We start from the raw sequence: 22,211 nt of genomic DNA on the forward strand, positions 1-22,211 counted from the left end.
TGGGGCAGGACGGTCCGGACAGTGTGGCAAACCCCGGCTGGGCAGGACGTATTCCCGGCAGGAACTGTTCCTAAGGCGGGAATGCGGTTCCCGGACACTCCATTGTGGCCCATAGAATGACCCGGTGACTGGACTGATTCAGGTTGTGGGCGGAGCTGTGGTGGACCGGCTGGCCAATCCGGCGGCCCTGTTGGTGGCACGGCGAAGCGCGCCGGAGCACCTGGCGGGGCTGTGGGAGTTCCCCGGCGGCAAGGTGGAGCCCGGGGAGGAACCCGAAACGGCGCTGGTGAGGGAGCTGGCTGAGGAACTGGGAATCGGCGTGCGCCTGGGACTGGAACTTCATGCGGAAACACCGGCTGGCTGGCCCCTCAATGACCGGGCCAGTATGAGGGTGTGGTTCGCTGAGGTGACCCACGGCGAACCATTGCCCCTTGAAGACCATGACGAACTGCGCTGGGTGGACCTGCGGGACCGGGAAGCTGTCCTCACCTTGCCGTGGATCCCCGCCGACTATCCGATTGTCCATGCGCTGCTGGAATCCGTGGGATCGTCGCTGGGCCGGAGCCGCTAGAAAAGCGCGTCCTGCTGCGAGGGCCGGGACGAAGAAGGGACGCCGGGGGGCCCGGCATTCGTGCCGGCCGGAATGCTTCCTGCCGGGTACTGCGCTTCCTCGGCACGGGGATCGTCCAGGTCCCGGTGGCTGAAGCCGGACGAATGCGAAAACCCATGGCGTGCCTTGAAATAGCGGACCCTGCCGGCCAGCCAGGTGCGGTACTCCTTGGAGGCGTAGGAACCCGTCCCGTACAGACGCCGGTAGCGGCCGGCCAATTCGGGGTGGTGTTTGGCAATCCACTGCATGAACCACTCCCGGGTGCCAGGTTTCAGGTAGAGGGCGCCGGCCGTAACGCCGGTGGCCCCGGCAGTGGCCACGGAAGCGAAGAGGGAATCAAGTGCTTCGTCGCTGTCCGACAACCACGGCAGGATGGGCATGGCCATGACGCCGCATGGCAGTCCGGCCTCACGTAAGCGGGAGACGAGTTTCAGCCGGGCCCTGGGTCCTGGGGTACCGGGTTCGATGGCCTCCGAGAGGGCCTCGTCCGTCATGGCCAGGGAAATGCCCAGCCCCACGGGCACCTGCGTGGCAGCCCTTTTGAGCAACGGGATGTCCCGCGCCAACAGCGTTCCCTTGGTGAGGATGGACAGGGGAGTGCCGGATTCCGCCAAGGCGGCAATGATGCCGGGCATGAGCCGGTACCGGCCCTCGGCCCGCTGGTAGGGGTCCGTATTGGTACCCAGCGCCACCTGCTGGCGTGTCCAGGATGCCTTGTTCAGTTCCTTGCGGAGGACCTCCGCGGCATTCACCTTCACCACCACCTGGCTGTCAAAGTCCATCCCGGCGTCGAAATCCAGGTAGGTGTGGGACTTGCGGGCGAAGCAGTAGACACAGGCATGGCTGCAGCCGCGGTAGGGATTGACGGTCCATTCGAAAGGCATCTTTGACCCCGCCGGGACCCTGTTGAGCACCGATTTGGCGGTGACCTCGTGGAACGTGATGCCGGCGAACTCGGGGGTGGTGACGGAACGCACCAGTCCTGCCAGCGGAAGCAGCGCCGGAGCAGCGGCACCCGCGGTGTCAGGCGTATCGGGTACCAGTGCCTGCGCTTCCCATCTCATGGCTCCATTCGAAAACATGTTCGAATGGAAGTCAAGGCGCCGCGCGCTGATACCAGCCGGTCGCCCAGAGGTACCGGCCTGGTGGAAGGGCGGCCTACTGCTCCAAGGCCCACGTGGCGGTCACGGTTGCCTCCACCCGGTTTGCGCCCGGTTCCACCGTCATGCCCTCCGGGGCAGAGGCCCGCTGCATGCCCGCCAGGGGAACCGGGCCCGGCGACGGGCGCTGGTCCGTCACGGACAACACCGGTCCCAGGCGGGCGGAGGCCAACGCTGCGTACTGCCCGGCAGTGCGGAGTGCGTCGTGCCAGGCGGCTTCCCGGGCCTCAGCCCGGACGGCGGTGTCGTCGGAAAGGACCAATTGCAGGTTGTTCAGCCGGGCGGAATCCCCGGCCGCGTCGACGGCCGCGGAAATGGTGGCGGACGCGGTGGCGATGTCCCTGAGCCGGACCGTGACGCTGCTGGCCGCCACGTACCCCACGAGCTTTTGGCCCTCGCCGTCCCGCCAGGCGAGGTCGGCGCGGACGCTCATCCCCGCTGAGCGGATATCGGCCGGTGCAACACCGTGGCCGCGGAGGACCGAGCCCATCATGGCCAGGCCTTCCGCGGCCGCCGCATACGCCTCCTCCACCGATCCGGCACGGCACTCGACGCCCACCGAAACCAGCATCAGGTCAGGGGGTGCCTCCGCCCATCCCGTGCCCGTGGCGGTGACTGTTCGCGCATCCCCGTGCGCGGGGGCCTCCGGGCCCATCACGCGCGCCTCGACGCAGTGAGCGGGTAGCCGCCGGCCGCCAGCCCGGCCCGGCGCTCAAAGATGTTGCCCGTTCCCGGATTTCCGGTGCGCAGCACCGACCAGCCGGCGGCTGCCAGGTACAGGGGGATGAAGGGCAATCCGAGGCACCACGCGTACTGGGTGCAGTGCCCTTCCTCGTGTCCCAGGAGTGCGGGCCGGGACAGCAGCTCACCGGCCGTGCTCCGGCACAGCACGACGTTCCCAAGGGTGTAGGCGTGCGCGAACGGCAACCGCCAGCGGTAGCCTGCGGCTATGATCAGGCCGCGGGGGCCCCGGCTGATCTGCGTCCTGGCGGCGAGCGCGACGGCGAGCCCGGCCAGGGTGCTCCCGTTCAGGAGGTTCGCTGCCCGCCTGAGCCGTTGGGCCGTCGTCGGGCCGTGAACGGTACCCGCGCGCTGCCGCAAAGTCATGAGGCCATGGTAGCCGGAGGGTTCAACTAGACTGGAGGGCAGTGGCCGCCGGTCCTGCCGGCGAGCCCTGACCTGGTCATTGAATGACACTGACGTTCAGCGCATTCATCCATGACCTGCCAGCGACGGACGCGCCGGGCGGGAAACCGCCAACGGCTGCCCCGGCCGCCGGCAGCCACGACTCGTAGCTAAGAACAGTAGATGACTGAAACTTTGCCGGGCGCCGCCATCCCGAACCCCACGGATGAGGCCGCCATCAACGCCGCTGTAGATCAGGCCATCACCGCCATCGCCGGTGCGGCCACCCTTGACGAGCTGAAGGCGGTGCGCCTTGCCCACAGCGGCGAGAAGTCCCCGCTGAGCCTAGCCAACCGTGAGATTGGCCGCCTGCCCAAGGACCAGAAGGCGCTCGCCGGGAAGCTGATGGGCGCCTCCCGCGGCCGGGTCAACAAGGCGCTCGCCGACCGCACGGCGGTATTGGAAGCCGAGAACGACGCCAGGATCCTGGTCGAGGAAACCGTGGACGTCACCGCCGCTCCGCGCCGCCGTCGTGCAGGTGCCCGCCACCCGCTCTCCACGCTGCAGGACCGCGTGGCGGACATCTTCGTGGGCATGGGCTGGGAAATCGCCGAAGGCCCCGAGGTGGAATCCGAGTGGTTCAACTTCGACGCCCTGAACTTCAAGCCGGACCACCCTGCCCGCGAAATGCAGGACACCTTCTTCGTGGAACCGCCTGAAGCCCACCTGCTGATGCGGACCCACACCTCCCCGGTGCAGGTCCGGTCCATGCTGGAACGCGAGGTTCCCATCTACGTGCTGTGCCCGGGCAAAGTGTTCCGCACGGATGAACTGGACGCCACCCACACCCCGGTGTTCCACCAGTTCGAGGGCCTGGCCATCGACAGGAACCTCAGCATGGCGGACCTGCGCGGCACCCTTGAGCACTTCGCCCGGCAGATGTTCGGCGATGAAGCCCAGATCCGGCTGCGCCCCAACTACTTCCCGTTCACGGAGCCGTCCGCCGAACTGGACATCTTCCATCCCGGGGCCAAGGGGGGCCCGGCGTGGATCGAGTGGGGCGGCTGCGGCATGGTCAACCCCAACGTCCTGCGCGCCGCCGGCATCGACCCGGACGTCTATTCAGGTTTTGCCTTCGGCATGGGCATCGAGCGCACCCTCATGTTCCGTAACGAGGTGGGGGACATGCGCGACATGATCGAAGGCGATGTACGGTTCAGCGAGCACTTCGGGATGGAGATCTAACAGTGCGTATCCCACTTTCCTGGCTGCGTGAATTCGCGGCCGTACCGGCCGATGCAACGGCCGAAGACGTCATGGCCGAACTGGTCAAGGTGGGCTTCGAGGAAGAAGCGGTCCACCGCCCCACGGACACGCTGAGGGGCCCTGTCGTGGTGGGCCAGGTCCTGAGCCTGGTCAAGGAACCCCAGACCAACGGCAAGACCATCAACTGGTGCCAGGTCCGCGTTGTCCCCGAAGGGCAGGAGCAGACCCTCACCGGGGACGGCATTGACCCCTCCGGCGTCCAGGGCATCATCTGCGGCGCCCACAACTTCGTTGAGGGCGACAAAGTGGTGGTCACGCTTCCGGGTGCCGTGCTGCCCGGCGACTTCCACATTTCGGCCCGCAAGACCTACGGCCACCTGTCCGCCGGCATGATCGCCTCAGTCCGCGAACTGGGCATCGGCGAGGACCACGACGGCATCCTGGTGCTGTCCCGCATCGGGCTGGACCCGGAAGTGGGCACCGACGCCATGGAACTGCTGGGCCTCTATGACCAGGCCGCGGAAATCAACGTCACCCCGGACCGCGGGTACGCCTTCTCCATCCGTGGGGTTGCCCGCGAGTACGCCCACGCCACCGGCACCGCCTTCACGGACCCTGCCGCGAAGGTCAACGCCCCGGCAGAGCTGTCCGGGGGTTACGGCGTCAAACTCAACGACGACGCCCCCATTTACGGCAAGCCCGGCTGCGACCGCTTCGTGGCACGCACCGTGCGCGGCGTTGACGCTACCCGCCCCACCCCGCCGTGGATGGTGTCCCGGCTCCGGCTGGCAGGCATCCGCTCCATCTCCCTGCCGGTGGACATCTCCAATTACGTCATGCTCGAGCTGGGCCAGCCCACGCACTGCTACGACCTGGACAAGCTGTCCGGCGACATCGTGGTGCGGCGTGCCTCCGCAGGCGAGAAGATCACCACCCTGGACGGCAAGGAGCGCACCCTTGACGCCGAGGACCTGCTGATCACCGACAATTCGGGCGCCATCGGCATTGCGGGCGTCATGGGCGGCGCCGCCACAGAGGTGAGTGACTCGACGTCGAACGTCCTGGTGGAAGCAGCGCACTTCGACGAGGTGTCCATTGGGCGGTCGCGTCGCCGGCACAAGCTGCCCTCCGAGGCGTCCAAGCGCTTCGAGCGCGGGGTTGACTGGCAGGTGGCGGGCGTCGCCGCCCAGCGCGTGGTGGACCTCCTGGTGGAACTGGCCGGCGGCACCGCCGACGAACCCGGAACCGACGTGGGCACGGCTCCGGAAACCATCACCATCGGGCTGCCCGCCGGCTTCGCCGCTGCCCGCATCGGCGTCGACTTCACCGAAGAGCAGATCGTCACCTCCCTGGAGGACCTGGGCGCCGTCGTGGAGAAGAACGACGGCGGCTGGAGCGTTACGCCGCCCACGTGGCGCAGCGACCTGGAGACCAAGGAAGACCTGACCGAGGAAATCGCACGGCTGGTGGGCTACGACAAGATCCCGGCCACCCTGCCGGTGGCCCCTCCGGGGCGCGGACTCACCCGGATCCAGCAGCAGCGCCGGCGCCTGATCCAGTCGCTGGCCGACGCCGGCCTGACCGAGGTGCTGTCCTACCCGTTCGTGTCCAAGGCCGCCAACGACACCTTTGGCGTCGCCGAGCAGGGTGCCCAGCGGAGCGCGGTCAAGCTGGCCAACCCCATCAGCGAGGAACAGGGCTACCTGCGCACGTCCATCCTGCCGGGGCTGATCGAGGTGGCCAAGCGCAACCACTCGCGCGGCTTCCGCGACCTCGCCCTGTTCGAATCGGGCCTGGTGTTCCTTCCCGCCGGGACCGTGGGCACTGCCTCCATCCCGCCGCTGGGCGCCAAGCCCGCCGACGAGGTGCTCGACGCACTGTACGACGGCGTCCCGGACCAGCCGTTCCATGTGGCCGCCATCCTCACCGGCCACGATTCCCCGGCTGCTGCCGGCCATACTCCGCGGACGTGGGACTGGGCCGACGCGCTGGATGTTGCCCGCCTTGCGGGCGACGTCCTCGGCGTCGACCTTGTGGTCACGCAGGGCAGCCACCAGGCGTTCCATCCCGGCCGCACCGCCCGGCTCGCACTGCGGACGGGAGAGACCGTGGGGTACGCGGGCGAACTGCACCCCAAGCTGCTGGCGGCCTCGGACATGCCGGCCCGTTCGGTGGCACTTGAACTCAATGCCGACGCCCTGTTTGAGGCGGCACCGGATGTGATCGTGGCCCGCCACATCTCCACGTTCCCGGTGGCGACGCAGGACGTTGCACTCGTTGTTCCCGCCGACGTGCCCGCGGACGAGGTCCTTGGTGCGCTGCGTGAAGGCGCCGGTGAGCTGCTGGAGGACGTCGCGCTGTTCGATGTCTACGCAGGCAAGGGCATCGAGGAGGGCAAGAAGTCGCTGGCCTTCGGCCTCCGCTTCCGCGCCGCTGACCGCACCCTCACCGCTGACGAAGCCTCGGCCGCGCGTGAGCAGGCAGTTGCCCTGGCCGCGGAACGGTTCGGAGCCGTCCAGCGCTAAGCAGGACAAACTCCTGAACCACGGAAGTCCCCGCACCCTTGAATTGAACTGCTCCCCGGAAGTTGGACTGAGAAATTCAGTTCCGACTTCCGGGGAGCAGTTTTATGCATGCACGTAGTTCGTTGTCTGAGGTTCAGCGTGAGGCCGCTGTAGCGTGGTTTGAGAAGGGCATCGCGGATAGTGCGGCGGCGACGTTGCTAGGGGTGTCCCGCCCGCCGATAAGGGTTCTCTATCGGCGGTGGAAGATCCATGGTCGAGGAGCGCTGGTGGCCAAGCCGACGAAACAGGTGTACTCGTTCGAATTCAAGCTCGCGCTGGTTGAACGGTTTATCGCCGGTGAGACTGCCCCGGATCTCGCGGCGGAGGTGGGTTTGTCCTCGCCCACGCTACTGAAGACGTGGGCCCGGGCGTATCGCCGCGAGGGCCCGGACGCATTACGTCCCAAGTCCAAGGGCAGGCCTAAGGCACCTGATGCCCCGCAGCCGGCCGAGGTATCGGAACTGGAGCGGTTACGGCGGGAGAACGAACGGTTGCGGGCGGAAGTGGCTTACCTGGGAAAATTGCGGGCCTTGAGGGCGCAGGAACGACGGTGAAGGTCCAAGCCCTCATCGCTCTCAAGGCTGACTTCCCGCTTCCGGTCCTGCTGCAGGCAGCATCTCTTGCCAGATCGACGTTCTTCTATCATCAGGCACGCATCCAAGGCCCTGATCCGCAGGAGTCCATCAAGGCCGCTGTCAGGGAAATTTTCGAGAAGAACCATGGCCGGTACGGGCACCGGCGGGTCCACACCGAGATGGTCAAGCAAGGGTGGACGGTCGCGAAAAAGACCGTTCTGAAGCTCATGCGGTCCCTGAATCTGGTGTGCAAGGTCCGGCGGAAGAAGCGTTATAACTCCTACCAGGGCGGGCAGGGCCGGGTTGCTCCGAACGTGTTGAACCGGGAGTTCGAGGCTGATGCCCCGAACCGGAAGTGGGTAACGGATGTGACGGAGTTCAGCGTCGGCGACCGTAAGCTCTACCTTTCGCCGGTTATGGATCTTTTCGACCGGCAGATCATCTCCTACTCGATCAGCCCGTCTCCGAATCTGGAGCTCACCAATAATTCGCTGCGCCAGGCCCTTGCCTGCCTTGAGGATAACCAGCAACCACTCGTGCATTCGGACCAGGGCTTCCAGTACCAGCACGTCTCGTGGCGAAAACTCTTACAGGAAGCCGGCGCGAGCCAGTCGATGTCACGCAAGGGCAACTGCTACGACAACGCCGTGATGGAAAACTTCTTCGGCCACCTTAAGGAAGAGCTCTTCCACCACGTGCGATACCTCAGCACCGACGCCTTGGCAGGGGCACTGCACGAATACATCCGCTGGTACAACACCGAAAGAATCTCGACAAAGCTCAAGGGCCTGAGCCCGGTGCAATACCGGACCCAGACCCTCGCGGCTTAGGCTCTTATTTAGTCAGTCCAACTTCCGGGGAGCAGTTCAAATGGGCGCGGGGACTTCTTCATTATCCGGCGAAGCGGGGTTTCCTACGGCACCAGGAGAACCTTTCCGGTGGTTTTCCGGCCCTCAAGGTCACGGTGTGCCTGCCCGGCCTGGCTCAACGGGTAGCGGGCCCCGATGCGGACCTTCAGGCTCCCGCCGGCGGCCGCTGCAAAGACCTCGTCGGAGCGCCAGCGCCGCTCCGCGGCATCCTGCAGGTAGTGGCCCATGGTGGGCCGGGTGAGGAACAGGGAACCCCCGGCGTTGAGGCGCTGCGGGTCAAATGGCGGGACCGGGCCGGAGGCTGCGCCGAACAGCACCAGCATTCCCCGGACACCAAGGGCGTTAAGGGAGCCGTCGAACGTATCCTTACCCACGCCGTCGTACGCCACGTCCACGCCCTTGCCGCCGGTGAGCTCGCGCACGTGGTGCGGAAAACCTTCGTAGCGCAGCACATGGTCCGCGCCGGCCTCAAGGGCGAGGGCCTTTTTCCCGTCATTGGACACGGTGGTGATGACCCGGGCGCCCTTTGCCTTGAGCAGCTGGATGAGCAGCAGTCCAACCCCGCCGGCCCCGGCGTGCAGCAGCACGGTGTGCCCGGATTCCACCTTGAAGGTGGAATTGACCAGGTAATGCGCGGTGATGCCCTGGAGGGGAAGGGCGGCGGCGGTGAAGACATCCAGGCCTTTCGGTACCGGCAGTGCGGCGTCCTCATCCACCAGGGCGTAGTCCGCGTAGCAGTTCAGGCCCTCGGCCGTGGCTATCCGGTCGCCCACGGAGAAGCCGGTGACGCCTTCGCCCACGGCTTCCACCGTCCCTGCGGCTTCCGTGCCGGGGGTGAAGGGGTACTGGACTTTGTAGGTCCCGCTGCGCTTGTAGGTGTCGATGAAGTTGACGCCGGCCGCCCCGACTTTGAAGAGCACCTGGCCCGGCCCCGGAGCGGGTGTTTGAACCTCGGCGTAGTCAAGGACTTCCGGTCCGCCTGCCTGCCGTGCGACGATTGCATGCGTCATGGCTCTCCTTTCGCGGGTCCCGGCGTTTCCGGCCCCGGCTGCCGAGACCATCCTAGGGACACCGCAGACCGGCACGGCAAGTCCCGGCGTCACCGCAGGCCTCAAGGACGGCCATGCATAAATATCGGCATCAATGCATAACTATTGCTGTATAGTCGGAGCATGACTATTTCTGTTGCGGTTTCGGGTGCCAGCGGCTACGCCGGGGGAGAGGTCCTTCGCCTTCTGGCGGGGCACCCCGGTGTGACCATCGGTGCCATCACAGCGCACAGCAATGCCGGGTCCCGCCTCGGCGAACTGCAGCCGCACCTGCATGGACTGGCCAGCCGCATCCTTGAAGACACCACGGTGGAGAACCTCTCCGGCCACGATGTCGTCTTCCTGGCGCTGCCGCACGGTGCTTCCGCCGAGATCGCCGCCCAGCTTCCCGAAGGGACAGTCGTCATCGACGCCGGCGCCGACCATCGCCTTGAAGACCCCGCCGCGTGGGAGAAGTTCTACGGCTCGCCCCATGCCGGCACCTGGCCCTACGGACTCCCGGAGCTGCCCGGCCAGCGGGAAGCCCTCAAGGGCGCCAAGCGCATCGCCGTTCCCGGCTGCTACCCAACGTCCGCCCTCCTGGCGCTGACCCCCGGCTTCGCTGCGCACCTGCTGGAGCCCGACGACGTCGTGATCGTTTCCGCCTCCGGTACCTCGGGCGCGGGCAAGGCCGCCAAGGTCAACCTGATCGGCGCTGAAGTCATGGGCTCCATGAGTCCCTACGGCGTGGGCGGTGGACACCGGCACACCCCCGAGATCGAGCAGGGCCTCTCCAACGCGGCAGGGGAAAAAGTCAGCGTTTCCTTCACGCCCACCCTTGCTCCCATGAGCCGCGGCATCCTGACCACCGCCACTGCCAAGGTCAAGGCGGGCACCACCGCAGCGCAGCTGCGGCAGGCATGGACCGAAGCGTACGACGACGAGCCGTTCGTCCACGTGCTGTCCGAGGGCCAGTGGCCCGGGACCAAATCGGTCCAGGGTTCCAACCACGCAGCCATGCAGCTGGCCTTCGACGCCCACACGGGACGGGTGGTCGTCACCTGCGTGATCGACAACCTGACCAAGGGCACTGCCGGCGGAGCCGTGCAGTCCATGAACATCGCACTCGGCCTGCCCGAAACCGCCGGCCTCAACCTGCAGGGAGTAGCTCCGTGACCATCACCACCCCCCAGGGATTCCGGGCAGCAGGCGTCACCGCCGGACTCAAGGCCTCCGGCAACCCGGACCTCGCCCTGGTCGTCAACGACGGCCCATCCAAAGCCGCCGCCGCCGTGTTCACCAGCAACCGCGTGGCCGCAGCCCCCGTGCACTGGTCACGCCAGGTGGTCTCGGACGGCCGCGTGGATGCCGTCATCCTCAACTCCGGCGGGGCCAACGCCTGCACCGGTCCCACGGGCTTCCAGAACACCCACAGCACCGCGGAGAAAGTGGCCGAGGTCCTGGGCATCTCTGCCACCGACGTGTTCGTCTGCTCCACCGGCCTGATTGGCGAGCAGCTGCCCATGGACAAGATCCTGCCGGGCGTCGAGGCCGCTGCAGCAGCACTCAGCACCGACGGGGGACCGGACGCCGGCACGGCCATCATGACCACCGACAGCGTGCCCAAGTCGGCCCTCTTCATCGGCACCGACGCCGACGGCCAGGAATTCAGCATCGGAGGCATCGCCAAGGGCGCCGGCATGCTGGCCCCCGGCCTGGCCACCATGCTGGTGGTGCTCACCACGGATGCCGTGGTGCAGCCCGAAATGCTCGACGTCGTCCTCCGCGACGCCACGCGGGTTACGTTCGACCGCGCCGACTCCGACGGCTGCATGTCCACCAACGACACGGTTGTCCTGCTGGCTTCCGGCGCTTCCGCGGCTGTGCCCTCGGCCGAGGATTTCGGTGCCGGGCTGACCAAGGTCTGCGCCGAGCTGGCCCGCAAACTGATCGCCGATGCCGAGGGCGCCAGCCACGACATCGCCATCCGCACGTTCAACGCTGCCAGCGAAGCGGACGCCGAAACTGTCAGCCGCTCCGTGGCCCGCTCCAACCTGTTCAAAGCGGCCATTTTCGGCAAGGATCCCAACTGGGGCCGCGTGCTCTCCGCGGTGGGCACCACGGACGCCGCCTTTGAGCCGGACCAGCTCAACGTGGCCATGAACGGCGTCCAGATCTGCCGCAACGGCAGCATCGGCGACGACCGCAGCCTGGTGGACCTGGAGCCGCGCGAAGTCCTGGTGGAAATCGACCTGCAGGCAGGCGATGCCGAGGCCACCATCTGGACCAACGACCTCACCCATGACTACGTGCACGAGAACAGCGCCTACTCCAGCTAGGGGCCCCTCCAGCCATTGCCCGCCAAGGCATAAATTGCTGCGGAAAGTGACAACATGAACACCCAAACGCGTGAAACCACCAGCATGTCCGCTGCCCAGGACAAGGCGGCAACCCTGATCGAGGCGCTGCCCTGGATCCAGCGGTTTGCCGGCACCACCATGGTGATCAAGTACGGCGGCAATGCCATGGTGAACGACGAACTCCGCCGCGCCTTCGCCGAAGACATCGTCTTCCTCCACCATGTGGGGATCCACCCCGTGGTGGTCCACGGCGGCGGCCCGCAGATCAACTCCATGCTGGGCCGGCTGGGCATCGAATCCGAGTTCAAGGGCGGCCTCCGGGTCACCACGCCCGAGGCCATGGATGTGGTCCGCATGGTCCTCACCGGCCAGGTGGGACGCGAACTGGTGGGCCTGATTAACTCCCACGGGCCCTACGCCGTGGGCATGTCAGGTGAAGACGGCGGGCTGCTGCGCGCTGTCCGCACCGGCACCGTGGTGGACGGCGAAGAGGTGGACCTCGGGCTGGTGGGCGAGGTGGTGGGCGTCGACCCCGCCGGCATCGTGGACATCCTCGACGCCGGCCGCATCCCCGTGATCTCCACGGTGGCCCCGGAAATTGTCGACGGCGGAGAAAGCGTGGCGGGGACCGCGCGGTTCCAGCCCACGGGCCAGGTCCTGAACGTCAACGCAGACACCGCAGCGGCCGCCGTCGCCTCGGCGCTGGGCGCTTCGAAGCTGGTGATCCTCACCGACGTCGAAGGCCTCTACGCCAACTGGCCGGACAAGACTTCCCTGATCTCCTCCCTCACGGCGTCGGAGCTGCGGGAGATGCTGCCCAGGCTGGAGTCCGGGATGATCCCCAAGATGGCGGCCTGCCTCAAGGCCGTTGACGAGGGCGTGGAACGGGCACACATCGTGGACGGGCGCCTGGCCCACTCCATGCTTCTGGAAACATTTACGACGGCGGGCATCGGCACCCAGGTTGTCCCGGACGAGGAGATCAACGGATGAACACGGTTGAAAAGCCTTCAGTCACCGAGTTGGTGGAAACCACGGGCCACGCAGGCTCCGAGTGGCTCTCCCGCTACTCCAGTTCGCTGATGAACGTGTTCGGCACGCCGCAGCGGGTCCTTGTCCGCGGTGCCGGCTGCCTGGTGTGGGACGCCGACGGCAAGGAGTACCTGGACCTGCTGGGCGGGATCGCTGTGAACGCCCTGGGCCACGCCCACCCCTTCGTGACGTCAGTCATCGCCAGCCAGCTGGCCACACTGGGCCATGTCTCCAACTTCTTTACCAGCCCCACCCAGGTGGCGCTGGCCGAAAAACTGCTGGAACTGGCGCACGCTCCTGCCGGCTCCAAGGTGTTCTTCAGCAACTCGGGCACCGAAGCCAACGAGGCCGCCTTCAAACTTGCCCGCCGCAATACCGGTGACGGTACGGTCAAGCGGACCACCATCATCGCCCTCGAGGGCGCGTTCCACGGCCGGACCATGGGCGCCCTGGCCCTGACCGCCAAGGAGGCCTACCGGGCGCCCTTCGAGCCGCTGCCCGGTGGCGTGGTGCACATCCCGTTCGGCGACATTGCTGCGCTGGAGGCAGCAGTGGACGAAACCGTGGCCGCCGTGTTCCTGGAGCCCATCCAGGGTGAGGCAGGTGTACGCCCCCTGCCGCCGGGCTACCTGAAGGCCGCGCGGGAGGCCACCAGCAAAGCCGGCGCCCTGCTGATCCTGGACGAGGTCCAGACCGGCATCGGCCGCACCGGCAAGTGGCTCGCCAGCGAGGATGCGGGGATTGTCCCTGACGCCATCACCCTGGCCAAAGGGCTGGGCGGCGGATTCCCCATCGGTGCCCTGATCACCATGGGTGGGCAGACGTCGTCGTTGTTGTCAGCCGGCCAGCACGGCACCACCTTCGGCGGAAACCCGGTGGCCACGGCAGCCGCCCTCGCCACCCTCCACGCCCTCGAAAGCCAGAACGTCCTGGCCAACGCCACGGCCGTGGGCGAACACCTGCGCTCCGCACTGGCCGCGATCCCCGGCGTCACCGAGGTCCGGGGTGAAGGGCTGCTGATCGGCTTCGACCTCGACGCCGACGTAGCACCGGCCGTCGTGCAGGCGGGCCTCGACGCAGGCTTCATCGTCAACAGCCCGGGCCCGCGGACCATCCGCCTGGCCCCGCCGCTGATCCTCACAACGGCACAGGCCGACACGTTCCTCGCCGCATTCCCGGCAATCCTCCAGACAGCTAAGGACGCCCAGTGACCACCGCAACCCGGCACTTCCTCAAGGACACCGACCTCAGCCCCGCCGAACAGGCGGAAGTCCTGGAGCTCGCCGCCCGCATGAAGGCGGCCCCCTACAGCGTCCAGCCGTTCGCCGCTGAAGGCAGCGGCCGCAAGACCGTGGCCGTGATCTTCGACAAGACCTCCACCCGGACCCGGGTCTCATTCGCCACCGGCATCGCGGACATGGGCGGCAATGCCCTGGTCATCAACCCCGGCGAGGCGCAGATCGGGCACAAAGAATCCGTGGAGGACACCGCCAAGGTGCTCGAACGGATGGTCTCCACCATTGTGTGGCGCACCGGCGCCCACGCCGGCCTGGTGGCCATGGCGGAGAACTCAAGGGTTCCCGTCATCAACGCCCTGTGCGATGACTACCACCCGTGCCAGCTCCTGGCGGACCTGCTGGCCGTCAAGGAACACAAGGGCGACCTCAAGGGACTCACCATGAGCTACCTCGGCGACGCCGCCAACAACATGGCCAACTCCTACCTGCTGGCCGGAGTCACCGCCGGCATGCACGTCCGCATCGCCGGCCCGGAGGGCTACCTGCCGGCCGCGGACATCGTGGCCGCGGCTGAGGAGCGCGCGGCTGAGACCGGCGGTTCCGTGCTCATCACCACCGATGCCAAGGAAGCGCTGAAGGGCGCCGACGTCGTGGCCACCGACACGTGGGTCTCCATGGGGCAGGAAGCCGAGAAGGAGGCCCGGCTCCAGCTGTTCCGGGACTACTCCGTCGATTCGGACGCCATGGCACTCGCCGCGGATGACGCCGTCGTGCTGCACTGCCTCCCGGCCTACCGGGGCTACGAAATCTCCGCCGACGTCATCGACGGCCCGCAGTCCATCGTCTGGGACGAGGCGGAAAACCGGCTGCACGCCCAGAAGGCGCTGATGGCCTGGCTGATGCACCGCTCGGGCCTGGCCTTCGTTGACGGCCTTTCCCCCGTCGAGGGCACCGGAGAGAGCACGTTCTAGTGTCCGCCCAGCCGTCCTCCCCGGGCACCAGCCCGGCCACCAAGACCGCCCGGCAGGCGCGCATCACCGCCATCCTCACCGGGCAGTCCGTGCGTTCCCAGGCCGAGCTTGCGGCGCTGCTGGCCGACGACGGCGTGCAGGTCACCCAGGCCACGCTGTCCCGCGACCTGGTGGAACTGGGCGCCGTCCGCGTCCGCGGCAAGGAAGGCGTCCTGGTCTACGCCGTTCCCGGCGAAGGCGGCGAGCGGGCCGCAAAAAGCGGCGTGACGCAGGAGATCCTGGATGCCCGGCTGGCCCGGCTGTGCAGCGAACTGCTGGTCACCGCCGAAGCCTCGGCCAACATCGCGGTCCTGCGCACTCCGCCCGGCGCCGCGAACTTCCTGGCCCTGGCCATCGACCACTCGGTGATGCCGTCCATCCTGGGCACCATCGCCGGGGACGACACCGTCCTGCTGGTCTCCCGCGACCCGCTGGGCGGACCGGACCTGGCAGCCCGCTTCCTGCAAATGGCAGAAGAAGCCGGGCAATAAGCTTGAAGACAACGAACCAACCAACCCCAACAAGGAGCATCTAAAGTGACTGAACGCATTGTGCTGGCCTACTCCGGCGGCCTGGACACGTCCGTCGCCATCGGCTGGATCGGTGAAGCCACCGGTGCCGAGGTCATCGCCGTGGCGGTGGACGTCGGACAGGGCGGCGAATCGCTGGAAACCATCCGCCAGCGCGCCCTGGGCTGCGGCGCCGTCGAGGCCTACGTGGCCGACGCATCGGACGAATTCGCCAACGAATACTGCGTGCCCACCCTGAAGGCCAACGCCCTCTACCAGGGCCACTACCCGCTGGTGTCCGCCATCTCCCGCCCGGTCATCGTCAAGCACCTGGTGAAGGCAGCCCGCGAATTCGGCGCCACCACCGTGGCCCACGGCTGCACCGGCAAGGGCAACGACCAGGTCCGCTTCGAGGTGGGCATCCAGACCCTGGGCCCGGACCTGAAGTGCATCGCACCGGTCCGCGACCTCGCCCTGACCCGCGACAAGGCCATCGCCTTCGCCGAGGAAAAGGGACTGCCCATCGAGACCACCAAGAAGAACCCGTACTCCATCGACCAGAACGTCTGGGGACGCGCCGTGGAAACCGGCTACCTCGAGGACATCTGGAACGCCCCCACCAAGGACATCTACGACTACACCGCCACCCCGGAGTTCCCGCCGGCCCCGGATGAGGTCATCATCTCCTTCGAAGCCGGCGTCCCGGTAGCGATCGACGGCGTCAAGGTCACTCCGCTGCAGGCCATCAAGGAACTCAACCGCCGCGCCGGCGCCCAGGGCGTGGGCCGCATCGACGTCGTCGAGGACCGCCTGGTGGGCATCAAGTCCCGCGAAATCTACGAAGCCCCCGGTGCCATGGCCCTGATCACCGCGCACAAGCACCTCGAGGACATCACCGTGGAGCGCGAGCAGGCCCGCTTCAAGGCCACCGTTGGCCAGCGCTGGGCCGAGCTGGTCTATGACGGTCAGTGGTTCTCCCCGCTGAAGCGCTCCCTGGACGCCTTCATCGAGGACACCCAGAAGTACGTCTCCGGCGACATCCGCATGACCCTGCACGGCGGCCAGGCCATCGTCAACGGCCGCCGCTCGGACACCTCGCTGTACGACTTCTCGCTGGCCACCTACGACACCGGCGACACCTTCGACCAGTCCCAGGCCAAGGGCTTCATCGAGCTGTGGGGCATGTCCGCCAAGGTTGCCTCCGGCCGCGACATCCGGGTCGCAGGGAAGTAGCCCGGATGGCTGAGCTCAAGTCCGAAGCCACGAACACGGGTGCGTTGTGGGGCGGCCGGTTTGCCGGCGGCCCCGCGGACGCCCTCGCGGCGCTGAGCAAGTCCACGCACTTCGACTGGCGCCTGGCCCGTTACGACATCGCCGGCTCCAAGGCGCACGCCCGCGTCCTGCACAAAGCAGGACTGCTGGACGATGCCGAGCTCGAAGGCATGCTGGCCGCCCTCACGCAGCTGGACGAGGACGTGGCGTCCGGGGCATACCTGCCGGCGGAATCCGACGAGGACGTGCATGGTTCCCTGGAACGCGGACTGATCGAGCGGGCCGGAACCCAACTGGGCGGCAAGCTCCGCGCCGGCCGGTCCCGCAACGACCAAGTGGCCACCCTGGGCCGGATGTTCCTGCGCGACCACGCCAGGATCATCGCGCGCGGCGTCCTTGCCACAGTGGATGCCCTGGTGGAGCAGGCAAAGGCACACCACGGTGTTGCCATGCCGGGCCGCACCCACCTGCAGCACGCCCAGCCGGTCCTGCTCAGCCACCACCTGCTGGCCCACGCCTGGGCGCTGCTGCGCGACGTGCAGCGGCTGCAGGACTGGGACAAGCGGGCCGGCGTCTCGCCGTACGGTTCGGGTGCCCTGGCCGGCTCCTCGCTGGGGCTCGACCCGGAAGCAGTGGCCGCTGAGCTGGGCTTCTACTCCGCCACGCATAACTCGATCGACGGCACCGCGTCCCGCGACGTCTTCGCCGAGTTCGCCTGGGTCTGCTCGATGATCGGCGTGGACCTCTCCCGGATCTCAGAGGAAGTCATCTTCTGGGCCACCAAGGAGTTCTCCTTCGTCACGCTGCATGATTCGTACTCCACGGGGTCCTCGATCATGCCGCAGAAGAAGAACCCGGATGTGGCAGAGCTGGCCCGCGGCAAGGCAGGGCGCCTGATCGGCAACCTCACCGGGCTGCTGGCCACGCTCAAGGGCCTTCCGCTTGCGTACAACCGCGACCTGCAGGAGGACAAGGAACCGGTATTCGACGCCGCCGACACCCTGGAGCTGCTGCTTCCGGCCGTCTCCGGCATGATCGCCACCCTCAAGTTCAACACTGAACGGATGCAGTCGCTGGCCCCGCAGGGCTTCGCGTTGGCCACGGACATCGCCGAATGGCTGGTCCGCCAGGGCGTGCCGTTCCGCGAGGCGCACGAACTCTCCGGCGCGGCGGTCAAGCAGGCGGAATCCCGTGGTGTGGAACTGTGGGACCTTACGGACGGGGAGTACGCTGCCATCTCGGAGCATCTCACCCCCGAGGTCCGCACGGTCCTGTCCACGGAAGGCTCCCTGAACAGCCGCAACTCCCAGGGCGGAACGGCGCCGGCCGCCGTCGAACGCCAGCTCGCCGCACTGGAAGCCGAGCTCGCGGACGTCCGGGCGTACGCCGGCTAAATACCGGATCTGCAAGGGGCGCCGTGGTTTTTCCGCGGGGCCCCTTGCTGGTTGTGGCTAGGGTGGAGCCATGAGCGAAACCTTCCGCAAGTTCCTTCGCACCCTTCCCGATTTCCCCTCCGGCCTGCCCGGTTTCGACCCGGACAACGCCCCGCAGGACCCGGCGCTGCTGTTCAAGCAGTGGCTGGATGAGGCGCTGGACGCGGGGGAGCAGCAACCCCACGCGTTCAGCCTGGCCACGGTGGGCGCGGCATCCGGCGGTGGGCAGCAGCCGTCCTCGCGGATGCTGATCCTGAAGAACATTGACGACGACGGCTGGCACTTCGCCACGTCACGCACCTCCCGCAAGGGCCGGGAGCTGGCCGCTGAACCACGTGCCGCCATGAACTTCTACTGGCCGGGCCTGGGCCGCCAGGTCCGGGTGGCCGGCGCTGTGGCCGAGCTTTCTGCCGAGGCTTCCGCGGTGGACTGGCACGAGCGGCCCCGGGCCGACGGAAGCGACAATCCCCAGTGGCAGCTCTACGCCCTCCAGCCCGTCGAGATCGAGTTCTGGCAGGCCAGCAACGACGGCAACCATGTCCGGCACCGTGTCGGGCCGGACGGATCGCCGCTGGAATAAGTACCTGGCGCGCCTGGGTGCTCGGCTAGGCTGGCCGCATGACCTCTCCTTCTCCTGCCGGCCTCCTGGCCGAACTGCACACGGCCGGCGCCGCGCTGACTGCCGGGCTGGACCGGATTCCCGACGGCGGCGAACGTGCTCCGTCCACGCTTCCCGGCTGGAGCCGCGGGCACCTTTTGGCCCACCTCGCCGGAATCTGCGACGCCCTGGCCCGTCAGGTGGAGTACGGCCGCCGCGGTGAAACGGTGGAGCTTTACGACGGCGGCGTGGAAGGCCGCAACCGCGCCATCGATCTGGCCGCGGGGCACAGCCTTGGGCAGCACAGGGAGGACGTCGATGCCGCGCTGCGCCGCGCGCTGGCGGCTTTTGACGCACTGGACGGGGATGAATGGCAGACGCCCATCGCGTTCCGCGACGGCGTCATCTTCGATGCGGGGCTGGCGCTATGGCGCGAGCTCGTCATCCACACCGCGGACCTGGATGCCGGCACGGGACCCGAAACCTGGAACAGGGAATTCTGCTCCCACCTCTTCGACTTCCTGGCCGCCCGCGTCCCGGCCGGTACCCGGCTTGTCCTGCAGCCGGTGGCACTTCCGCCGCTGGCCCTTGGCGCCGGCGGCAGCACCGTCGTCGTCAGCGGCATGGTCACGGATATCGCCGCCTGGCTCGCTGGGCGCAAGCCGTCGCTGGACAGCCTGCGGGCCACCGCCGCCGGGGACGGCACCGACCTTCCCGCCCTGCTGCCCTGGCCTTCGGCGATGCCCGACCCAAAGTAGTCGTCCTCACCTGAAGCAGTCCTGGCCAGCCTCGCGGGCCAGCAGGCTTTCCTTGATGCGCAGGCCCCAGCGGAAGCCGCCCAGCGAGCCATCGGTCCGGATCACCCGGTGGCAGGGAACGAACAACGCCGCTGCATTGAAGGCACAGGCGCTGGCCGCCGCCCTGACCGCACGCGGGTTGCCCGCGAGGGCCGCATACTCGGTGTACGTAACGGGTGAGCCGGGTTTGACCTGGCGCAGCACGTCCCAGGCGTGGGCGCGGAACGGGCCCGACTGCTGCAGGACCCGGACTGACATGGCGGGAGCGGGGTCGCCGTCGTAGAAGGCTTCAACGGCGGATGAGATCCCGCCAAGGCTTGCCACCTCTTCCACGGCGTCGGGCCGCAGCGTGGGATGGACCTGTCCGGTGAGTTCTGCAAGGCCTGCCGTCCAGCCCGAAGCGAGGACCACGCCGTCCCGGGCAAGGATGGTGAAGGGCCCGTCAGGCGTGGACAGCTGCATCAGTTGCGCTTTCATGGCATCCCTTTCGCGGGAACGGTTGTTGTCGGTGCGGGCCGTGCTGCGGCGCGCCACAGGTGCATGGTGGCGTAGGAGCGCCACGGGCTGGTCTCCCGGAAGTCCGGGCTTAGGGCGCTGTCACCATTATCGATGGCGCGGATTCCGTTCCGAACGGCGGCGTCGTTGGCGAGGAAGACGTCCGGGGCGCCCAGGACCCGCATGGCCACGTACCCCACGGTCCATGGTCCCACCCCCGGCAAGGGCAGCAGTTTGGCGCCCAGGCCGGTTAGGTCGTCCCCATAGCCGAACTCCAGTTCTCCGGCGGCCATGGCCGAGGCCGCCTGGAGGAGCGATTCGGTCCGTCTCCTGGGCCCGCGCAGCAGGTGGCCCGCCGCGGCTATTTGGGCCGGCGTCGGGAAGAGCCTGTCCAGGCCGTCCCCGGCCGTGCTGCTGGGACTGCCGGCGGCGGACAGTTGGGTCAGTGCGGTCCGGGCCGCCGCCACCGTGATCTGCTGGCCCACCATGGCCCGCACCAGCAGTTCCTGCGGGTCCAGCGCCCCCGGCATCCTCATTCCGGGAGCGCCGGCAACGGAGGCGGCAAGCCTGGGGTCGGCCGTGAGGGCACCGTCGATCGCTTCGGGGTCTGCGTCCAGGTCGAACAGCCTCCGCACGCGGCTCAGCAGTGCCGGAAGGTCCCGCAGGTCCACCGCACCCACGGTGAGGGTGAGCTGCCGTGCCCGCGTGCCGCCGTCGTACGCCACCTGGAAGCGCGCATCGCCATGGGTGAGCCGCAGGGTCCGTGCGTAGGAGGTGGCCGTGCCCTCCTCGATGCCGGGGATGGCACGGACCGCAAGGAAGGAGAAGATGCTTGGATCGAACGGCGGACGGTAGGGCAGGCCAAGGGTCAGCGCCGTCGTGCCGCCACCGGGGGCCGGGTGCGGGACCGTCCTGCGAAGTGCGGTGGGGGTCATGTCGAACACCTCGGCGATGGTCTCGTTGAACTGCCGCACGCTGCTGAAGCCGGCCGCGAAGGCGATGTCGGCCAGCTTCATGGAGGTGGACACCAGCAGCGTACGTGCGGTCTGCGCCCTCGCAGCGCGGGCCAGCGACAGGGGACCGGCACCCAGTTCCTGCCCCAGGATCCGGTTAAGCTGGCGCGGCGAGTACCCCAGGCGGGACGCGAGGCCTGCCACCCCGTCCCGGTTGATCATGCCGTCGTTGATCAGCCGCATGGCCCGGCCCGCAACATCCTGCCGCACGTTCCAGGCAGGGGTTCCCGGCACCGCCTCCGGCAGGCAGCGCTTGCAGGCCCGGTAGCCCGCCTCGTGTGCCGCGGCGGACGTCTCGTAAAACGTCACGTTGGACGCCTTGGGGGTGCGGGCCGGGCAGGAGGGGCGGCAGTAGATCCCGGTTGTGCGGACGGCGGTATAGAACTGGCCGTCGAACCGGGGGTCGCGGGCATCGATTGCCCGGTAGCGCTGCCAGAAGTCCATTCCTCCATCCTGCCAGCCCACCCCGGCCGGTACTAGCGGAAATCGGACATGGCCGTGGAGGGCGGGAATCCGGCGCCGGGGCGGCTGCCGGGCGGATGAAACGGGCGGCATCCGGGTAAAGTCGAGCAATGAACGAAAGTGCTCCGGACGCCGGGACGCTCCGGAGTTTCCTGTCCGGAGATGCCCGCGAGCTCGCCCCGCAGCTGCTTGGCGCCGTACTGACGCACCAGTCCCGGGACGGCGCGGTGTCCATCCGGCTCACCGAGGTGGAGGCCTACCTTGGGCCCGAGGATTCGCTCCATCCGGACCCGGGCTCGCATACCTACCGGGGCCCGACACCCCGCAATGCGCCAATGTTCGGCCCCGCCGGGCACCTCTACGTCTACTTCACCTACGGCATGCACCACTGCACCAACATTGTCTGCGGCCCGGCAGGCGTTGCGTCCGCCCTGCTGCTGCGGGCAGGGGAGGTGGTGGACGGACTTGAACTGGCGCAACGGCGCCGTCCGACGTCGAGAACGCCCGCCGACCTGGCCAGCGGTCCGGCCCGCCTGGCCAAAGCGCTTGGATTGACGACGGCGGACAGTGGCCGGGACGCGCTGGCTCCACCTTTCGGCCTGGAGCTTCCCTCCTGCACCAGCGGTCCGGTAAGTACCGGCCCGCGGGTGGGCGTGGCCGGCGCCGGGGGATCGGCGGAATACGCCTGGCGGTTCTGGCTCACCGGCGACCCCACCGTCTCCAAATACAAGGCTGCCAAGCCCCGGATCCGGAAGCAGCCGGCACGTTGACTGCCGGCTGCAACGTTTCACAAGC

22 protein-coding genes are annotated in these 22,211 nt (G+C 67.8%); 16 read left to right on the plus strand and 6 right to left on the minus strand.

The features are described from left to right. Positions 1-124: 124 nt before the first annotated feature. The gene (locus LDO14_RS07800; RefSeq protein ID WP_056390889.1) at positions 125-571 is read left to right on the plus strand and encodes a (deoxy)nucleoside triphosphate pyrophosphohydrolase; all 447 of its coding nucleotides are present in this window, start codon (positions 125-127) and stop codon (positions 569-571) included. Here the strand turns inward: LDO14_RS07800 and LDO14_RS07805 are convergent. From LDO14_RS07805 to LDO14_RS07815, 3 genes are all read right to left on the minus strand, one after another. Beyond that, positions 568-1,674, minus strand: a complete 1,107-nt coding sequence (locus LDO14_RS07805) for an Rv2578c family radical SAM protein (protein WP_223994676.1) — start codon at positions 1,672-1,674, stop codon at positions 568-570. The two genes, LDO14_RS07800 and LDO14_RS07805, sit on opposite strands and share 4 nt — an antisense overlap. Positions 1,675-1,768: 94 nt before the next feature. Further along, on the minus strand, positions 1,769-2,425 hold the full coding sequence (locus LDO14_RS07810; RefSeq protein WP_223994678.1) for an SIMPL domain-containing protein: 657 nt from the start codon (positions 2,423-2,425) through the stop codon (positions 1,769-1,771). Beyond that, positions 2,425-2,877: a hypothetical protein gene (locus LDO14_RS07815; RefSeq protein ID WP_223994680.1), complete on the minus strand. Its 453-nt coding sequence runs from the start codon at positions 2,875-2,877 to the stop codon at positions 2,425-2,427. The genes LDO14_RS07810 and LDO14_RS07815 overlap by 1 nt, the downstream gene beginning before the upstream one ends. 201 nt (positions 2,878-3,078) lie before the next feature. Between LDO14_RS07815 and pheS the strand changes: the two genes are divergently transcribed. The 4 genes from pheS (at position 3,079) to LDO14_RS07835 (ending at position 8,130) form a co-directional block, all read left to right on the plus strand. Further along, positions 3,079-4,140, plus strand: a complete 1,062-nt coding sequence (pheS, locus tag LDO14_RS07820; RefSeq protein ID WP_018771566.1) for a phenylalanine--tRNA ligase subunit alpha — start codon at positions 3,079-3,081, stop codon at positions 4,138-4,140. A 2-nt stretch (positions 4,141-4,142) separates the two neighbouring features. Next, positions 4,143-6,686, plus strand: a complete 2,544-nt coding sequence (pheT, locus tag LDO14_RS07825) for a phenylalanine--tRNA ligase subunit beta (RefSeq protein WP_018771565.1) — start codon at positions 4,143-4,145, stop codon at positions 6,684-6,686. 266 nt (positions 6,687-6,952) lie between these two features. Next, complete coding sequence (locus tag LDO14_RS07830) at positions 6,953-7,279, plus strand: transposase (protein ID WP_018772270.1); 327 nt, start codon at positions 6,953-6,955, stop codon at positions 7,277-7,279. Continuing rightward, positions 7,276-8,130, plus strand: a complete 855-nt coding sequence (locus LDO14_RS07835) for an IS3 family transposase (RefSeq protein ID WP_056388138.1) — start codon at positions 7,276-7,278, stop codon at positions 8,128-8,130. The genes LDO14_RS07830 and LDO14_RS07835 overlap by 4 nt, the downstream gene beginning before the upstream one ends. 83 nt (positions 8,131-8,213) lie before the next feature. On the opposite strand, the gene LDO14_RS07840 is transcribed toward LDO14_RS07835, so the two are convergent. Continuing rightward, entirely contained in the window at positions 8,214-9,179 is a 966-nt protein-coding gene (locus LDO14_RS07840) for a quinone oxidoreductase (protein ID WP_223994682.1), read from the minus strand. 162 nt (positions 9,180-9,341) lie between these two features. On the opposite strand from LDO14_RS07840, the gene argC reads away from it, so the two are divergent. From argC to LDO14_RS07890, 10 genes are all read left to right on the plus strand, one after another. Next, a complete protein-coding gene (gene argC / locus LDO14_RS07845) occupies positions 9,342-10,373 on the plus strand; it encodes an N-acetyl-gamma-glutamyl-phosphate reductase (protein WP_056391327.1) in 1,032 nt (343 codons plus the stop codon). Then, positions 10,370-11,536: a bifunctional glutamate N-acetyltransferase/amino-acid acetyltransferase ArgJ gene (gene argJ, locus LDO14_RS07850; RefSeq protein WP_056391324.1), complete on the plus strand. Its 1,167-nt coding sequence runs from the start codon at positions 10,370-10,372 to the stop codon at positions 11,534-11,536. The genes argC and argJ overlap by 4 nt, the downstream gene beginning before the upstream one ends. Before the next feature lie 54 nt (positions 11,537-11,590). After that, positions 11,591-12,550, plus strand: a complete 960-nt coding sequence (gene argB / locus LDO14_RS07855; RefSeq protein WP_018771561.1) for an acetylglutamate kinase — start codon at positions 11,591-11,593, stop codon at positions 12,548-12,550. Beyond that, positions 12,547-13,800, plus strand: coding sequence for an acetylornithine transaminase (locus LDO14_RS07860; protein ID WP_223994683.1), 1,254 nt, complete (start codon positions 12,547-12,549; stop codon positions 13,798-13,800). Before argB ends, LDO14_RS07860 begins: the two co-directional genes overlap by 4 nt. After that, the gene (argF, locus tag LDO14_RS07865) at positions 13,797-14,798 is read left to right on the plus strand and encodes an ornithine carbamoyltransferase (RefSeq protein WP_018771559.1); all 1,002 of its coding nucleotides are present in this window, start codon (positions 13,797-13,799) and stop codon (positions 14,796-14,798) included. The genes LDO14_RS07860 and argF overlap by 4 nt, the downstream gene beginning before the upstream one ends. Continuing rightward, a complete protein-coding gene (locus tag LDO14_RS07870) occupies positions 14,798-15,328 on the plus strand; it encodes an arginine repressor (protein ID WP_018771558.1) in 531 nt (176 codons plus the stop codon). Before argF ends, LDO14_RS07870 begins: the two co-directional genes overlap by 1 nt. A 45-nt stretch (positions 15,329-15,373) precedes the next feature. Beyond that, positions 15,374-16,579 carry an argininosuccinate synthase gene (locus LDO14_RS07875; protein ID WP_018771557.1) on the plus strand — a complete coding sequence of 402 codons (1,206 nt, stop codon included), beginning with the start codon at positions 15,374-15,376 and terminating at the stop codon, positions 16,577-16,579. Positions 16,580-16,584: 5 nt separating this feature from the next. Beyond that, positions 16,585-18,012: an argininosuccinate lyase gene (gene argH / locus LDO14_RS07880; protein WP_056391319.1), complete on the plus strand. Its 1,428-nt coding sequence runs from the start codon at positions 16,585-16,587 to the stop codon at positions 18,010-18,012. A 70-nt stretch (positions 18,013-18,082) separates the two neighbouring features. Continuing rightward, positions 18,083-18,631: a pyridoxamine 5'-phosphate oxidase family protein gene (locus LDO14_RS07885; RefSeq protein ID WP_018771555.1), complete on the plus strand. Its 549-nt coding sequence runs from the start codon at positions 18,083-18,085 to the stop codon at positions 18,629-18,631. A gap of 38 nt (positions 18,632-18,669) precedes the next feature. Beyond that, complete coding sequence (locus tag LDO14_RS07890) at positions 18,670-19,407, plus strand: maleylpyruvate isomerase family mycothiol-dependent enzyme (RefSeq protein WP_223994685.1); 738 nt, start codon at positions 18,670-18,672, stop codon at positions 19,405-19,407. A 6-nt stretch (positions 19,408-19,413) separates the two neighbouring features. Here LDO14_RS07890 and LDO14_RS07895 read toward each other — a convergent pair whose 3' ends face one another. Then, positions 19,414-19,923, minus strand: coding sequence for a methylated-DNA--[protein]-cysteine S-methyltransferase (locus tag LDO14_RS07895; protein ID WP_223994687.1), 510 nt, complete (start codon positions 19,921-19,923; stop codon positions 19,414-19,416). Then, the gene (locus tag LDO14_RS07900; RefSeq protein WP_223994689.1) at positions 19,920-21,398 is read right to left on the minus strand and encodes an AlkA N-terminal domain-containing protein; all 1,479 of its coding nucleotides are present in this window, start codon (positions 21,396-21,398) and stop codon (positions 19,920-19,922) included. The genes LDO14_RS07895 and LDO14_RS07900 overlap by 4 nt, the downstream gene beginning before the upstream one ends. 128 nt (positions 21,399-21,526) lie before the next feature. On the opposite strand from LDO14_RS07900, the gene LDO14_RS07905 reads away from it, so the two are divergent. Next, on the plus strand, positions 21,527-22,186 hold the full coding sequence (locus tag LDO14_RS07905; protein ID WP_223994691.1) for a DNA-3-methyladenine glycosylase: 660 nt from the start codon (positions 21,527-21,529) through the stop codon (positions 22,184-22,186). The last annotated feature ends 25 nt before the right edge of the window (positions 22,187-22,211 follow it).

It is taken from the genome of Arthrobacter sp. NicSoilB11 (genome assembly GCF_019977375.1).
Taxonomy (GTDB): Bacteria; Actinomycetota; Actinomycetes; order Actinomycetales; family Micrococcaceae; genus Arthrobacter.